The 14491-nt window shown below is 70.9% G+C and carries 14 protein-coding genes; 10 read left to right on the plus strand and 4 right to left on the minus strand.

Features of this window, described 5'->3' with window-relative positions:
- The first annotated feature begins 162 nt into the window (after positions 1-162).
- The gene (locus tag SSMG_RS16335) at positions 163-1083 is read left to right on the plus strand and encodes a universal stress protein (RefSeq protein WP_037713867.1); all 921 of its coding nucleotides are present in this window, start codon (positions 163-165) and stop codon (positions 1081-1083) included.
- Here the strand turns inward: SSMG_RS16335 and SSMG_RS16340 are convergent.
- A complete protein-coding gene (locus SSMG_RS16340; protein ID WP_009077599.1) occupies positions 1080-1682 on the minus strand; it encodes a hypothetical protein in 603 nt (200 codons plus the stop codon). The genes SSMG_RS16335 and SSMG_RS16340 overlap by 4 nt on opposite strands.
- Before the next feature lie 34 nt (positions 1683-1716).
- Positions 1717-2121, minus strand: a complete 405-nt coding sequence (locus SSMG_RS16345) for a hypothetical protein (protein ID WP_037713871.1) — start codon at positions 2119-2121, stop codon at positions 1717-1719.
- 157 nt (positions 2122-2278) lie between these two features.
- Here SSMG_RS16345 and SSMG_RS16350 point away from each other — a divergent pair, with 157 nt between their 5' ends.
- Entirely contained in the window at positions 2279-2752 is a 474-nt protein-coding gene (locus tag SSMG_RS16350; RefSeq protein ID WP_009077601.1) for a hypothetical protein, read from the plus strand.
- A gap of 48 nt (positions 2753-2800) precedes the next feature.
- Here the strand turns inward: SSMG_RS16350 and SSMG_RS16355 are convergent, their stop codons facing one another.
- Positions 2801-5356 (minus strand): polynucleotide kinase-phosphatase, encoded by a 2556-nt coding sequence (locus SSMG_RS16355; RefSeq protein WP_009077604.1) that lies wholly within the window; start codon positions 5354-5356, stop codon positions 2801-2803.
- Positions 5353-6762, minus strand: a complete 1410-nt coding sequence (locus SSMG_RS16360) for a 3' terminal RNA ribose 2'-O-methyltransferase Hen1 (protein WP_037713873.1) — start codon at positions 6760-6762, stop codon at positions 5353-5355. Before SSMG_RS16360 ends, SSMG_RS16355 begins: the two co-directional genes overlap by 4 nt.
- A gap of 75 nt (positions 6763-6837) precedes the next feature.
- Here SSMG_RS16360 and SSMG_RS16365 point away from each other — a divergent pair, with 75 nt between their 5' ends.
- From SSMG_RS16365 to SSMG_RS16400, 8 genes are all read left to right on the plus strand, one after another.
- A complete protein-coding gene (locus SSMG_RS16365; RefSeq protein ID WP_037713875.1) occupies positions 6838-7044 on the plus strand; it encodes a hypothetical protein in 207 nt (68 codons plus the stop codon).
- Positions 7045-7060: 16 nt separating this feature from the next.
- Positions 7061-7414 carry a permease-like cell division protein FtsX gene (locus tag SSMG_RS16370; protein ID WP_037713876.1) on the plus strand — a complete coding sequence of 118 codons (354 nt, stop codon included), beginning with the start codon at positions 7061-7063 and terminating at the stop codon, positions 7412-7414.
- A gap of 107 nt (positions 7415-7521) precedes the next feature.
- Complete coding sequence (locus SSMG_RS16375) at positions 7522-8265, plus strand: IclR family transcriptional regulator (RefSeq protein ID WP_037713879.1); 744 nt, start codon at positions 7522-7524, stop codon at positions 8263-8265.
- Entirely contained in the window at positions 8262-9197 is a 936-nt protein-coding gene (hutG, locus tag SSMG_RS16380; protein WP_009077609.1) for a formimidoylglutamase, read from the plus strand. Before SSMG_RS16375 ends, hutG begins: the two co-directional genes overlap by 4 nt.
- Before the next feature lie 2 nt (positions 9198-9199).
- Positions 9200-10687 carry an ABC transporter permease subunit gene (locus tag SSMG_RS16385; RefSeq protein ID WP_009077610.1) on the plus strand — a complete coding sequence of 496 codons (1488 nt, stop codon included), beginning with the start codon at positions 9200-9202 and terminating at the stop codon, positions 10685-10687.
- Positions 10687-11418 carry an amino acid ABC transporter ATP-binding protein gene (locus tag SSMG_RS16390; protein WP_009077611.1) on the plus strand — a complete coding sequence of 244 codons (732 nt, stop codon included), beginning with the start codon at positions 10687-10689 and terminating at the stop codon, positions 11416-11418. The genes SSMG_RS16385 and SSMG_RS16390 overlap by 1 nt, the downstream gene beginning before the upstream one ends.
- Positions 11419-11575: 157 nt before the next feature.
- On the plus strand, positions 11576-13000 hold the full coding sequence (locus SSMG_RS16395) for an MFS transporter (protein WP_009077612.1): 1425 nt from the start codon (positions 11576-11578) through the stop codon (positions 12998-13000).
- Positions 12997-14475, plus strand: a complete 1479-nt coding sequence (locus SSMG_RS16400; protein ID WP_009077613.1) for an FGGY-family carbohydrate kinase — start codon at positions 12997-12999, stop codon at positions 14473-14475. The genes SSMG_RS16395 and SSMG_RS16400 overlap by 4 nt, the downstream gene beginning before the upstream one ends.
- Positions 14476-14491: the final 16 nt, after the last annotated feature.

A 14491-nucleotide genomic window follows, 5' to 3' on the forward strand; every position in this document is an offset into this window, starting at 1 on the left:
CGCCGGAGCCCGCCCCGCCGCCGCGTCCGGGGCCGGGCCCGCTGCCGCCGCCGGAGCCGCCCGTCCCGCCCCGGCCGCGCTGACCGCGCCGCCGGGCCCCGATTGCCGGGCGAGGCGACCGGGTACCTCCCGGGAAAGCGCCGCACGGGAACGGAGGCCGGGATGGACGTGGAGAACCAGGCCGAGCCGGGGGTCGTGGTCGGGGACGACGGTTCCGCCGGCGCCCGCCTGGCCGTCGACTGGGCCGCCGCGGAAGCCGAGGCGCTCGGGACGTGCCTGGTCGTCGTCCGGACGATGACGCCGCTGATGCCGAACGTCGATTTCGTGCCCGGAGTCATCACCCCGGTCGGGGGCGAGATGGTGGCCGACCAGTCCGTCCTGGACTACGCGGAGAAGGAACTGGCCGAGGCCGCCGCCGAGGTGGGCCGCCAGCATCCGGGACTGCCGGTGCGCACCCGGGTGCGGTTCGGGCGGGCCAGCTGGGAGCTGGCGGACATCGGGCGGCAGGCGGAGCTGATCGTCGTCGGCGCGTCCGGGCGCGGCGCGCTGCCCAGGCTGCTGCTCGGGTCGACGGCCTCGCAAGTGGTGCACACGTGCGCGCGGCCGGTCGTCGTGGTCCGTCCTTCGCGGGAGAAGACCCGGCGCGTCGTGGTCGGGGTGGACGGGTCGCCGGCCAGCGTCGCGGCGGTGCGGTACGCGTACGACTTCGCCGACCGGCACGGGTGCGCCTTGCACGCGGTGCACGTGTGGTCGGAACCTCCGGAGGACGTCTTCGGGCCGGCCCGCTCCGGCGGCGAGGGGCAGCAGAGCCCGGAGGACGAGGGCGAACGGCTGCTCGCGGAATCGCTGACCGGGCTCGCCGAGCGGCATCCGGACGTCGAGGTGCAGCGGGAAGTGGCGCTCGGAAGCGTCGCCGAGGTGCTGCTGGACCACGCGGAGTCGGCGACGCTGCTGGTGGTCGGCGGGCACGGGCGCGGTGCGCTGCGGGGCGCGTTCCTCGGTTCGGTGAGCCACGCGATGGCGTACCACGCGCCGTGTCCGGTCGCGATCGTGCGGGAGGGCGTCGAGGAGCATCCGGCCTAGCGCCGCAGGCTTCGCCGCACGAGCGCGGCCGCCAGCCGGGCCGAATCCTCGCCGGGCACCAGCTTGGCGAGGCGGTCCGGGTCGGTGGGCAGACCGGCTTTCTTCGCGCCGTCCAAGGCTTTCCGGTCGAAGTACGGGCGCAGCCACGGCCAGACCGCTTGTGCCTCGCGGCAGAAGATCTGCGCGCCGGTCGGGCCGATCCGGGGGAACTCGGCGAGGAGTTTTTCCAGCCGTCGCGGATCGCCGTCGGCGTCGTCGGCCATGCGGCGCAGGTCGTCGCGGTAGCGGTCGCGAATGAACTCGGCGCCCGCGCCGAGGTGTTGCGAGGTGCTTTCGTCGTAGCGGACGTAGTGGGCGCGGCCGAGCGCGTCAACGCGTTGCTGCCACGTGGAATCGCGCATCGCGGCCGGAGTGCGCCAGCCAGACCGCGAGAGTTCGCGCGCGGCCGCGACGGCGATGTCGGCGCTGATCCGGGTAGACAGCAGTGTGGCGAGGACCAGCAACCGGTACAGCGGTTGCGGTTTGTCGGCCAGCTTGATCCCGGCTTCCTCGGCGAACGTCGTGCCGTGTTCGGCGAGGAGTTCGTCCACTCGGCGCATGCGGGCCGGATTCCCGTTCGGACGGCAGCGAAACTCAGCGCTCGGCGGGGAACGGGTCCTTGGCGAATTCGACGCACAGCCGCCAGCCGTCCGCCCCGGGCGCGGGTTCGGTCCAGGCGTCGAGCGAATCGGTCAGGGCGCGCAGGATGTGCCAGCCGACCTCGTCCGGTCCGGGCGGGAACGCCCACGACGAAGTGGTCGAGACGGTCACCGTGACCCCGCGGGCGCGGCGGAACGAGCATTCCAGCACTGCCCCGTCGTCGGCCCGGCTCGGCTGCGCCGCGACCGCCTCGTCCACGGCCAGCCGGAGATCGGCGGCCTCGGCGAGGGTGAACTCGGCCGAGACGGCGATGTCCTCGGCCACCAGGCGGGCCAGGAAGAGCAGTTCCCCGTTCGCCGGCACCCGGAGTTCGACCACGGGGGACGCCGCGGCCAGCACGCTTGTTCCGTCCGCTTCGCGCTGAACCCTGCGTTTCGGGTTACCCCGCCCGGCGGCGGTCCAATCACCCTCGCGGCGGCACCCGAACGGCCCGTTTCCGGAGCGGCACGACGGGTAACCGGGGGATCGGAGCACGGCAGGGAAAGGAGCACCCGGCATGAGCACCAACGCATACCTCTCGTTCCTCGCGATCGGGATAGCGCTGGTCCTGGTGGACGGCCAGATCATCTACCGCAGCGGCCGCCGTTACCTCGCGAACGCCTACGGGGACCCCGGAGCCGGCGCCTCGATGACCCGCCTGGTCACCGTGTTGTTCCACCTCGGGACCCTGGGGATCCTGGCCCTGATCTCGACCGTCGACATCGGCGGGAGCGACCTGCCGGGCGTCGTCGGGCGGCTGGGCGTGCTGCTGCTGATCCTGGCTCTGGCGCACGCGGCGACGCTGGGCGCGCTGGCCCGGATCCGCGGCGAGCAGGACGTGGCCGACGCGATCGCCCACCGCGACGAGCGGCTGGCGCGACGGTCGGAGAGGGATCTGCAGGCTCCGACGGTGACGCCGGTGCCCGGCCAGGAGGGCCGGCATCCGGACGTGAGCCCGACGCTGGAGCAGCGGTCGCCCTACACGGCTTGAGCGGCGACAGAAGCCGGTGCGTTCCCGCGGGAACGCACCGGCTTCTGTCTACAAGCGAGGGTCGACCGGTTCGGATTCCAAGGCCAGCACGGCGAAAACGCACTCGTGGACGCGCCACATCGGCTCGTCGCGGGCGAGGCGGTCCAACGCTTCCAGGCCGAGGCCGTACTCCCGCAGCGCGAGCGAGCGCTTGTGGCCGAGGCCACGCTGCCGCAGCCGCGACAGGTGGCGCTCCTCGGTGTAGTCGGGGCCGTAGATGATCCGCAGGTATTCCCGTCCGCGAACCTTCAGCCCTGGCTGCACCAGCCCGTGCGAGCCGCGGACGAGGTTGGCGGCCGGTTTGACCACCATGCCCTCGCCGCCCTTCGCGGTGAGTCCGGTCCACCAGTCGACCGCCGCGGCGACCGAGGCGGGATCGGTGGTGCTGACCGACAGGCGGCCGGTCGGGGCGAGGAATCCGTCGCTGCTCTCCACGAGCCGATCCGCGAGCGTCAAGTGCCAATCGTGGGGCCGCTTGTGGTGCGCCTGGCCCGCTGACGCCAGCACCTGGAAGGGCGCGAAGCGGACGCCGTCGAGACCGTCGGTCGGCCAGCAATAGCGGCGGTACGACGCGGCGAACGCGTCCGCGTTGGCTGAGCGGGAACGCGTGCGCTCCAACAATGCGGACACGTCGAGCCCGGACGCCTCGGCGGCGGCCAGTGCGTTCGCGGCGACCGGGAGCGCCGAGCGGGCCGCAGCGCCGACAGCCGCGTACTGCTCGCGCAGCAACTGTTCGGCCTTCACACTCCACGGCAGCAGTTCGCCGTCGAGCAGCACCCAGTCCGAGCCGAGTTCGTCGAACAGCCCGGCCTTCTCCGCCGCCGCGCGGATCCGGTCGACGACTTCGGCGGTCACGGTCTCGGGGAAGAAGTGCCGTCCGGTCCGCGTCCACACCGCGCCGAGGGCGTCGCCGGGCGCGCCGAAGCGAGCCCGCGCGGCGTCGAGCGAGCGGCACACGAGCGCGACCGCGCGCGAACCCATGTGCTTTTCCTCGCACACCACGGAATCCACGCCTTCCGCGCGGAAGTAGTCGAACGCCTGCTCGGGATGTTCGAGCAGCCCGTCGGCCGTCGCGGTGGCGACCGGCGACATGGTCGGCGGCAGGTAGACCAGCCAGCGCGGGTCGATCGCGAACCGCGACATCACCTCCAGCGCCGCCGCGGCGTTCTCCTCGCGGACGCCGATCCGCTTCTGGTACGCGGTCTCGATCACCCGGCGGCCCAGGACGTCGGTGACGTCGAGCACGCCCGGGTCGCGGCGCGCGGCGGGTTCCGCGGCCGCCGGGTTGGCGGGGAACGGCTTGGCGGGCTCGTAATAGACCTCGGCCGCCGGGACGGAGACGATCTCCTTTTCCGGATACCGCAAGGCGGTGAGCGACCCGCCGAACACGCAGCCGGTGTCCAGGCACAGGGTGTTGTTCACCCACTCCGGCGTGGGCACCGGCGTGTGGCCGTACACGACCATCGCGCGGCCGCGGTACTCGTTCGCCCACGGATAGCGCACGGGCAGGCCGAATTCGTCGGTCTCGCCGGTGCTCTGCCCGTACATGCAGAAGCTCCGCACGCGCCCGGACGCGCGGCCTTGGAAGCGTTCGGTGATCCCCGCGTGCGCGACGACCAGTTGGCCGCCGTCCAGGACGTAGTGGCTGATCAGGCCGTCCATGAACTCCTGCGCCTCCGCGCGGAATTCCTCGCTCTCGGCCGACAGTTGCTCCAGCGACTCCGCCAGACCGTGGGTGACCTGCACGTTCCGGCCGCGCAGCGCGCGCAGCAGCTTGTGCTCGTGGTTTCCGGTGACACAGAAGGCGTTTCCGGCGCGCACCATGCCCATCACGAGCCGCAGCACACCCGGCGTGTCCGGGCCGCGGTCGACGAGATCGCCGACGAACACCGCCCGCCGCTCCGGATGCTTCGCCCCGATCGCGCGGCCCTGGTCGTCGCGTTCGACGGCGTAGCCGAGTTCGCCGAGCAGCGTTTCGAGTTCGACGCGGCAGCCGTGGATGTCGCCGACGATGTCGAACGGCCCGGTTTCGTGCCGCAAGTCGTTGTACAACGGGACCCGCGTGATCGTCGCCTCGGCGGTCTCTTCCGGAGTGCGCAGGACATGCACGGTCCGGAAGCCTTCCTTCTGCAGGCTTCGCAATCCGCGGCGCAGCTGGTCTCGCTGCCGCCGGATCACGTGCGCGCCGAAGGTCCGGTCGGGCCGTTCGGCGTTGCGCGCGACGCACAGCGATTCCGGCGGGTCCAGCACGATCGCCACCGGCAGCACGTCGTGCTCCCTGGCCAGCGCGACCAGCGACTTGCGCGAATCGGGCTGCACGTTGGTCGCGTCGACCACGGTCAGCCGCCCGGCGGCGAGCCGCTTGCCGACGATGTAGTGCAGGACGTCGAACGCGTCCTTGGTCGCCGACTGATCGTTCTCGTCGTCGGACACCAGGCCGCGGCAGAAATCCGAGGAAATCACCTCGGTCGGCCGGAAATGCGTGCGGCCGAACGTCGATTTGCCGGACCCGCTCGCGCCGACCAGCACGACGAGGCACAGTTCGGGGACCTCCAGAGTGCTCATGCCGCGCCTCCCTTCGTGAACAGAGCCAGCTGCGTCGCCGGGCCGACCTCGGGGTCGTCGGAACCGACCGGCAGCATCCGCAGGCCGTAGCCGTAGCCGCTCGCGACCCGGTCCGCCCACGCGCGGAACTCGGCGCGGGTCCACTCGAACCGGTGGTCCCGGTGGCGCAGCTTGCCCGCGGGCAGCGATGCGAACCGCACGTTGTACTCGCGGTTGGGCGTGGTCACGATCACGGCGCGCGGCGCGGCGAACTCGAACACCGCGCGCTCCAGCGCTTCCAGCCGCGGCGGATCGACGTGCTCGACGACCTCCATCAGCACCGCCGCGTCGAGGCCCGCGAGCCGGTCGTCGCGGTAGATGAGCGAGGACTGCAGCAGTTCCAGCCTCGCGCGCTCCGTTTCGGACCGGCGCTCCAGCCGCAGCTTCCGCGCCGCGACCTGCAGCGCGCGGGCCGAGACGTCCGCGGCCACGATCCGCTCCACCGACTTCTCGGCCAGCAGATCGCGCACCAGCGCGCCTTCGCCGCACCCGAAGTCGCCGACCGAACGCGCGCCCAGCGAGCGGAGCACGGCCATGATCGTGCCGCGCCGCTGCTCGGCCAACGGCACCGGACGGTCCGCCGCTTCGAGAACGGCCGGCTCGGCGAGCGCGTTGTCGATTTCCTCGGGCTCCGAATCGTCCACTTCGGCCAGCCGCGTCAACGCAGCGGTCGTCAAAGCCCGCCGGTGCGCGAGGTAGCGGCGGGTGATCAGCTCCTTCTCCGGATGCCCGGCGAGCCAGTCGCCGCCCGCGCGCAGGAGCTTGTCGATCTCGTCTTCGCTGACCCAGTAGTGCTTCGCGTTGTCGAGGACCGGGAGCAGCACGTAGACGTGGTTGAGCGCGTCGGCCAGCCGAAGCTCGCCGGTGAGCCGGAGGTCGACATAGCGCGAATCGCCCCACTGCGGGAACTGCGGATCCAGCGGGAGCACGGTGGCCTCGACGGTCCAGCCGAGGGGTTCGAACATCCGGCGCACCAGGTCGAGGCCGCCCGGACACGCCGGAATCCGGATGTCGAGCGGGATCGCGCTGGCCGCCAGCTCCGGATGCGACTTGCACCGTCCGGTGAGCGCGGTGCGGAAGACTTCCTTGAGCGCCACGGAAAGCAGGCTCGACGCGGCGTAGGGGCGGTCGTTCACGTACTGGCCCAGGGTGAACCCGTCGCCGGAGCCCGCCTTGCCGCGCACCAGCGCCACTGGGTCGACCTCGAGCATCAGCGCGGCGGTGCACCGCGTGCCGGACGCCTCGGGGTAGAAGACGTGCGCTTGGCCGGCGGAAAGCTCGAACGACTGGACCCGGCCCGGGTGCTTGTGCAGCAGGAACCCCAGGTCGGAAGCGGGCTGGTGAGTCGTGGTGACTGTCAGGAACACCAGGGGAGTATTCCGTACGGGGTCGGCTAGTGTCGCGGGGGTTTTGTCCTCGTCCGCGAAGAACAGGGAAACGCGATGAACGACCGGGCTCCCGGTGCCGGCCAAGAACCCGAGAGGCCGGAGGCGAGGCCGCGCCTTCCCCGCCGGCGCCGGCTGGCGACGGCCGCGGTCGTGCTGGCGATCCTCGCCGTCGCGGGAGGTTCGACCTGGTGGTGGTTCTGCGGGCGCGGCGTGGACGGGTACGCGCTGCCGGACTCGCCCGATCCCGATCGGCGACCGTGAGGTCTGCGCGAACACCGTGGCCGTCCTGGTCGGCACCGATGCCGAGATGGCGGCGGTCGCCCGGACCCTGCGCGGCGATCCGCGGGTCCTGCGGAGCTACCCCCAGACCAAACAGGACGGCTATGCGAGGTTCCGGGAAATGTTCGCGAACGAGCCGGAGCTGCTGGAGCTCACGGAGGCGGACGTCATGCCCGCCGCCGTGATCGTGGTGCCGAAAGACCAGACCGGCACCGAGGGCCTCGCCGAACAGTTCCGGGTCCAGTTCCCGCAGGCGCGGCGGGTCAGCGACAGCACCGAATTCGTCAGCAGGATCGCCGGGCCGGGCCACCGGGATCCGACGTGCCCGCCCAGCGGAGAACGCCCCCGCTGACGGGAGCGTAGCTCCGCTCCGCACACAGCCAATCACCGGGAATAAACTTCCCATTAACTGGGAATACCCGCTAGGAACCCGTCCGCTCGCGACGTAGCGTGCGCGCCATGACAAGCGCGGATGCCAACCGGAAAGCCGGGACCAGGGCGGCGCGGATCCTGGCGGTCTTCGCCGAGCGGGAGAGCGCCACGGCGGAGGAGGTCTCCGTCGGCACGGGCATTCCGTCCAGCGCCGTGTACCGCTACCTCACGACGTTCGTCGAGATCGGCCTCGTGCACCAGGCGCGCACCCGCGGCCGGTACTGCGCGGGTTCGCTCACCGTCCAGATGGCCGAGAACTACCGCCGCGAGGCGCTCGGCCAGGGCGGCGTCAAGCGGCGGCTGCGGCAGCTCGCGGCGGACACCGACGAACTCGCCGCGTTCCTCATCGCTCGCGACAACGACGTGCTCTGCGTCGAAGCGGCCGAGGGGACCCGCGTCATCCGGTGCAGTTTCTCGCCGGGGCTGAGCAAACCGCTGGTGTTCGGGGCGAGTGCGCAGGCGTTGCTGGCGTACCTGCCGGAGGACCGGGTCGCGAAGTCCGCGCGAGCGCACGGGTTGAGCGGGGAGCAGGTCGCGAAGCTGGAAACCGAGCTGCGCCGGGTCCGGGACCAGGGTTTCGCGGAGAGCGTCGGCCAGGTCGACCCGGGCGTGTGGGGCGTGAGCGTGCCGGTGCTGGACCGGCAGCGGAACCTGATCGGCACGGTCAGCACGATGGCCCCGGATTTCCGCGTGCGCCCGCGCCGCGATTCCCTCGTCACGCTCACCCACGCCGCCGCGCAGGACATCAGCCGATTGCAGGAGCACGTGTGAGCACAGCCAAGTGGACCGGACGCGACGACGGCCGCGGTCCGGACCATCGCCGATGGCACCACGCCGTCCACGAATTCTCCGCCGCCCCAAGCGTTTCGCTGCTCGGGTTCGCCAGCGACGCGGGGGTCCGGCGCAACGGCGGACGACCGGGAGCGCAGGCCGGGCCGAACGCGATCCGGCAAGCGCTGGCGTCGTTCGCGCTCCCGGCCGAGTTCGCGGTGAGCGACGCGGGGGACGTCGTCGTCGAAGGCGACGAGCTGGAAGCGGGGCAGGAAAGCCTCGGCGAGCTGGTCGCGAAGCAGCTCAGCGCCGGAAACTTCCCGCTGGTGCTCGGCGGCGGCCACGAAACGGCGTACGGCTCCTATCTCGGCCTCGCCCGCAGCGGACTGCTCGACGGCCGACGCCTCGGCGTCCTCAACCTCGACGCGCACTTCGACCTGAGGACGGCCGACCGCGCGTCCTCGGGCACCCCGTTCCGGCAGATCGCCGCCCGGGAAGCCGAACGCGGCGCGGAATTCGCCTACGCCGTGGTCGGAATCAGCGAACCCGGCAACACCGCCGCGTTGTTCCGGACGGCCGCCGAGCTGAACGTCCGCCACCTGCTGGACGTCGACTGCCAGGAACGCCATCTCGACCGAGTTCTCGACTTCGTCCGGGCCTTCGTCTCGGACGTCGACGCGCTGTATCTGTCGATCGACCTCGACGTGCTCCCCGCCGCGCAGGCGCCAGGGGTCAGCGCTCCCGCGAGCCTCGGCGTACCCGCCGCGGTCGTCCTCGAGGTGTGCCGGCTGGTCGCGAGCGACCCGAAGCTCGTCCTCGCCGACCTCACCGAACTGAACCCCGTCTACGACGTCGACCACCGCACAGCCCGGATCGCGGCCCGCCTCGCGCACACGCTCGTGACGAGCCGTCCGGTCCCGGAAGGACACTGACCATGCCCCCTCAGCGAATCCGGCCGCGGCTCGGCGCCGTGCTGCTGGCCTGCCTGCTCGCGTTCCTGCCGATGAGCGCGGCCACCGCGAGCGCGGCCGAACCGCAGGGCGGGAAGCTCGCCGCGCTGCGGTCCGGGCAGACCGCGCTCCGGGTCGGCACCGACGCCACGTTCCCGCCGTTCGAGTTCACCGACGCCAAGGGCGGCCAGCTCGGCTTCGACATCGACCTCGTCCGGGCGCTCGCGCAGCGCGCGGGCATCAAGAAGGTCGACTTCGTGCAGATGCCGTTCGGGAACATCGTCCCGGCGCTGCAGGCGAACCAGATCGACGTCGGCGCGTCGGCGATCTACATCAGCCCCGCGCGGCAGAAGGCCGTCGACTTCTCGGACATCTACTATCCGGGCGGGCTCGCGGTTTTCGTGTCCGACAAGGACAACTCCGTCGCCTCGCTCAAGGACCTCGCCGGCAAGCGGGTCGCGGTCCAGGTCGGCACCAAGTCCGTCGACTGGCTCGCTCAGCACCAGCCCGCCGCGCAGCTGATCACGGCGCAGACCAACGAGCAGATGTTCTCGTCGGTCAAACTGGGCCAGGCGGACGCCGTCGTGACCGGCGCTCCGGCCGGGAAGTACTTCATCGCGCAGCAGGGCGGCCTCAAGCAGGTCGGCGACCGGCTGACCGAGGAGAACTACGGCTACGCGTTCCAGAAGGCCGACCCGGAACTGCGGACCGCGTTCAACGCCGCGCTCAAGCAGATGCGCGACGACGGTTCGTACCAGCAGTCCACCGAAAAATGGTTCGGCGCGGAGAGCACCGCGGCGAAATCGGGCGGGCACTCGCTGTTCAACTTCTCCACCATCGTCGATTCGTCGGGACAGCTCTGGCAGGGCCTGCTGGTCAGCCTCCAGGTCATCCTGCTCGCGCTGGCGCTGAGCCTGCTGCTCGGCACGCTCGGCGGCTTCGCGAAGCTCAGCAAGATCGCACCGGTCAGGTGGATCGGCAACGTCTACGTGTCGGTGATCCGCGGGACTCCGTTCGTGGTGCAGCTGTTCTTCATCTACTTCGGACTGCCGCAGCTCGGCCTCCAGCTTCCGCCGATGACCGCGGGCATCGTCTCGCTCGGGCTCTACAGCGGCTCCTACGTGACCGAGATCTTCCGCGGCGCCGTGCAGTCCATCGACCGGGGACAGCTGGAAGCGGCGCGCTCGTGCGGCATGTCGCAGGTGTCGGCGATGCGGCACGTGATCATCCCGCAGGCATTCCTGCGGATGCTTCCGCCGCTGGGCAACGAATTCGTGTCGCTGACGAAGAACTCCGCGCTGGTCTCCTTCGTGACCATTCACGAGCTGTTCCTGGTGGGGCAGACCATCATCTCCCGCACCTTCGACGCGCTGACCGTGTACCTGTTCATCGGCCTGCTCTATTACCTGCTCACCAACCTGATCAGCGGCACGACGCGCACCCTCGAGAAGAAGATGGCGGTGTACATCTGATGGCACTGTTGGAAGTCCGCGGCCTCGCCAAGTCCTACGGGGACGTCCAGGTGCTCGACGGGATCGACTTCGCGATCGAACCCGGCCAGGTCGTCGCGGTGATCGGGCCCAGCGGCGGCGGGAAGTCCACCTTCCTGCGCTGCCTCAACCTGCTGGAGACCCCGACGTCGGGCAGCGTCTCGTTCGACGGCGAGGAGCTGACCGGCCGCGGCGTCGACCTCGACCGGCTGCGGTCTCGCATGGGCATGGTGTTCCAGCACTTCAACCTCTTCCCGAACATGACTGTGCTGCGCAATGTCGTGTTGCCGCAGATGAACGTGCTCAAACGGTCCAAAGAGGAGGCTGAGGCGAAGGCGCGGGCCTTGCTGGAGCGCGTCGGCATGCTCGAACGCGCCGGTGCGTACCCGAACCGGTTGTCCGGCGGGCAGAAGCAGCGCGTCGCGATCGTCCGCGCCGCCGCGATGGACCCGAAGCTGATGCTGTTCGACGAGCCCACCTCGGCGCTCGACCCCGAGGTGGTGCAGGACGTCCTCGACATCATGTCCGAGCTGGCGAAGGACGGCATGACGATGCTCGTGGTCACGCACGAGATGGGGTTCGCCCGCAAGGTCGCCGACCGCGTGGTCTTCGTCGACGGCGGGAAGATCGCCGCCGACCTGCCGCCCGCCGAGTTCTTCTCCGCGGGCAACGAGAACCCCCGCGCTCGGGCCTTCCTGGAAAAGGTGCTCTGACGACGCGTGCTCGCGGGTGTCTTGACGCCCGCGAGCACGCCGCTTAATCTTGCGTTCTCAGACAGGCACAGACGAAGAGCCACTGTCAGCGGTCTTCGTCGTGTCTGTTTTTCGTATGCCGGGATCGCTGACAGCCAGCGCAGAAAGTTGGCGGTCCATGAGTTCTCCCACGGTCGCAGCGCCGCGATCGATCGCGAATGTTTCGCAGGTCACCGCGCTGATCAACACGTTGTCCGCGTTGCCGCGCAAGGCGAACCTGCTGTGGTACCTGGTCCTGGGCGGGCTTTTCCTCGACGCCTATTCGAACGCCGCGCTCGGCGCCGGTCTCGCGCCGATGACCAAGGAACTGGGGCTCAGCGCGGGCCAGGTCGGCCTGCTCACCGCGACCGCGCCCGCGGTCGCCATCCTGTTCAACCCGGCGGGCGGCTGGCTGGCCGCCCGGATCGGCCGGGTCAAACCGCTGATCGCGGCGAAGGCGATCGCCGGGCTGGGGGCGGTGCTGACCGCCACCGGCGGCAGTTTCGAGGCGGTCTGGGCCGGACGCGGGCTGGTCGGCGTCGCCTACGGCATCGACTTCGCGGTCGCGATGGCGCTGCTCGCCGAGTACACCCCGGCGAAGCTGCGCGGACGGCTGAACCTGTGGCAGTCCGTCTGGTACGTCGCCACCACGGTGAACCTCGCGCTGACGCTGGTGTTCTACAAAGCCGGGGTGTCGGTGGAGATCTGGCGCTGGTCGGTCGGCTCGGCCGGGGTTTTCGCGCTCGCGCTGCTGGTGCTGCAGATCGCGTTCCTCGCGGAGAGCCCGTCGTGGCTCGCGTCCAAGGGGCGGCTGGCGGAAGCGGCGGCCAGCCTCCGCCGGATCTACGGTTTCGCCGTGACGCCGGGAACGCCGAGCGCCGAGGACGCCGCGGCCGAGGAGCGCAAGATCGGGTTCCGGCAGGCGGGCGTGCTGTTCCGCAAGCCCTACCTGCCGCGCACGTTCCTGTCCACGGCGATCTCGCTGACCCAGGCCATGCAGTACTTCGCGGTCGGCTGGTACCTGCCGGTGATCAGCCTCGCGATCTTCGGCCAGAAGTTCGAAACGGCCACGCTCGGGTCGATGGTCTTCAACGTCGCCGGGATCGTCGGCGGCGCGCTGTCAGCGTATTTCGGCCGCAAGATCGGGCTGCGGGTCAGCTCCGCGATCGGGTACGCCTTCGCGTTCGCCATCCTGCTGGTGATGGGGCTCGGCTTCGGGAAACTGCCGATCGCGATCGGGTTCCTGCTGCCGTTCCTGTTCATCTTCTTCCACTCCGCGGGCCCGGGCGCGAACGGCAAGTCGATCGCGGCGCTGTCCTACCGCAGCGACGTGCGCACCCTCGGCACCGGCGTGACCGGCATGCTCGGAAGCTTCGGCAGCGTCATCGGGCTGTACGTGTTCCCGCAGATCAAGGAGGCGATCGGGCTCGGCCCGACGATCGCGCTGCTCGCCGTGGTGCCCGCGCTCGGCCTGGTGTCCTGCCTGATCGTGCGCTGGGACCCGACGCGCAGCGGCGTCGACCCGGACGACGAGGAGATCTCCCTGCCGGGGAGGACGGCGTGACGCGGCGCGGAATCCTGGCGGTCGACGAAGGCTCGACCGGCACGAGAGCAGCGGTGGTCGGCGAGGACGGGGTGGCCGGACCGTCGTTCTACACCGCCGTCGACGTCGTCCATCCGGAACCGTCCCGAGTGGAGCAAGACGCGGCGCAGTTGCTGGAGCGCACCGTCGACGTCGCCCGCCAGGCGATCGTGTGGGCGGGGGAGAACGGCGTCGAGATCGTCGGGATGTCGGTGTGCACGCAGCGCGCGACCGCGATCCTGTGGGACCGCGAGACCGGGCGGCCGCTGGCTCCGGCCGTGGTGTGGCAGGACACGCGGTACGCGGACGAGCTGGCGAAGCTCGCTCCGGAGTGGGATCCGGTGCTGTGGGACCGGACCGGCCGCCCGGTCGGCACCCGCGCTCCGTTCCTGTGGGCAGCACGGCAGCTCGACCAGCTCGACGTGCCCGCCGACCGGGTGCTCTTCGGTTCGGTGGACACCTGGCTCGTCTGGCATCTCAGCGGCCGCACCAGATATGTCATGTCGGCGACCAACGCCGTCGCGTTCGGGGGGTACCGGCTGCGCGAGCACGCGTGGGACCGGGAATGGCTGGCGGCACTGGGTTTCCCGGCGGAGCTGGCCCCGCCGCCGGTCGACGACGACGGCGATTTCGGGTGCACCGACCCGGGCCTGCTCGGCATCGAGGTGCCGATCGCCGCGGTGATGGGCGATCAGCACGCGTCGCTGATCGCGCTCGGCGCGCTGACCCCGGGCCAGGGCACCTGCGTGCACGGCACCGGCACGTTCGTCGGCGCGCTGGCCGGCGACGAACCGCCGGACGGGCTCGGCGAGGTCGACGGCGTGCTGTGCCTCGTCGGCTGGCGCAGCGCCGGACACAGCCGGTTCAGCCTGGAGGCCTACACCTCGACCACCGGTTCCGCCTTGCGGTGGCTTACCGAGGATCTCGGGTTGTTCCGTTCCGCCGCGGAGATCAGCGAACTGGCGGCGGCGCAGCCGAGAAGCACGTCGACCTGGTTCGTGCCGACGCTGGCCGGGCTGCGCACGCCGGTGCAGCGTCCCGACGCGCGCGGGCTGCTGACCGGGCTGAGCCTGGCTACCACGCGCGACGTGGTGGCGCGTGCGGTGCTCGACGGAATCGCGCACGCGGTGAGCGACACCGTGGACGCACTGCGGACGACGATGAACCGGCCGGTGACCCGCCTGCGAGCGGGCGGCGGGTTGGCCGCCAGCGACGTCCTCCTGCAAAGCCAGGCCGATTTCGCCGGGGTGGAGATCGAACGAGTGGCCGATTCGGCGACCGCCAGCCTGCGAGGCGCCGCGTATCTCGCGGGCGTCCGGCTGGGCGTGTGGCCGTCGCTGGCCGAAGCCGTTGCGCACCTGGGGAAAGGCGAGGTCTTCGAGCCTCGGCTGCCCGAGGACGAACGGCGCGAACTGCGCGCCCGCTGGCAGGACGTGCTCGCGGTCTCGCTGTCCTGACCGTCCTTAGTGGACG

Source organism: Streptomyces sp. AA4 (assembly GCF_000158875.1).
Lineage (GTDB): Bacteria > Actinomycetota > Actinomycetes > Mycobacteriales > Pseudonocardiaceae > Amycolatopsis.